A 1,073-nucleotide genomic window follows, 5' to 3' on the forward strand; every position below is an offset into this window, starting at 1 on the left:
TTGATCGCGCGCAAACTCCTGATCAAACAGGTTGATATTGGCCTCATCATTGAGCCGCAGGGCGCGGTCATCGATGTTCGTCGAACCGACCGAGGTCCAGATATCGTCGACAATGATCAGCTTGCAGTGGAAGAAAGTCGGTTGAAATTCGCTGATCTTGATGCCCGCCCGAAGCAAATCGCCCCACAGGTGACGCGACGCCTTCCTAACGATGCGCGCGTCAGTTTGTGGACCCGGTACGATGATCTGAACGTCGACGCCTCGCTTGCGGGCTTCGAGGAGCTGCTGCCGTGTCAACTCGTCGGGCACAAAGTATGGTGTCGCGATGCGGATGTTCTTCTGAGCGGCGGCGAAGGCCGTCATCAGCATCAGATGCATGACATTGCGCTGCTGGGTCGAGCTGACGACAACCTGAGTTTCTCGCTGGCCGACAGGGCTTATTTGGGGAAAAAAACGCTCGCCCAGCAGTAGCTCGCCTGTCGCTTCAATCCAGTGTTCCGCAAATGCAGCCTGGAATTCTGCCGCTGCGGGCCCCTCCACGCGATAGTGATTGTCGCGCCATTCGTTGCGCGAACGAGCATCGCCATTCCACTCATCGGCAATGCCTACGCCGCCGGTAAAGGCTATTCGGCCGTCTACGACCAGCAATTTTCGATGGGTGCGGTTGTTTACGCGATCAAGCGTGTACCAAGCCACCGGTCGGAACCGTACGACCTCAACACCTGCATCCTGCATTTGCTTGATCAACTTCTCGTCCATCGGCAGGCTGCCGACCCAGTCGAGCAGGACCTTCACGCTCAGTCCTTCACGGGCTTTGACCGAGAGCGCCTCGGCGAACTCCTCCGCGATGGAACCACGCCAATAGATGTACGTCTCAAAAGTTATAGTCTGTCTCGCCTCGCGGATAGCGCGCAACATGGCCGGAAAAATCCGAATTCCGTTGACGAGAGGGTCGACTTTGTTTCCGGGGATGTAGTTCGACCCGAAAAGGGCGCCCATCGATGTCTTTAGCTGGTCATCAGAGGAAGCCAGATGATGCGGCAGGGGCTGCCTCAGTTCCTGAGGCTCCGGCA

1 protein-coding gene is annotated in these 1,073 nt (G+C 57.4%); it reads right to left on the reverse strand.

The window, feature by feature from the left end:
- A partial coding sequence (locus tag ACIPIA_RS16890; protein ID WP_400511151.1) for a phospholipase D-like domain-containing protein occupies positions 1-999 on the reverse strand: 999 nt, incomplete at its 3' end.
- Between the last annotated feature and the right edge of the window lie 74 nt (positions 1,000-1,073).

It is taken from the genome of Allobosea sp. CER48 (assembly GCF_044752385.1).
Lineage (GTDB): Bacteria > Pseudomonadota > Alphaproteobacteria > Rhizobiales > Beijerinckiaceae > Allobosea.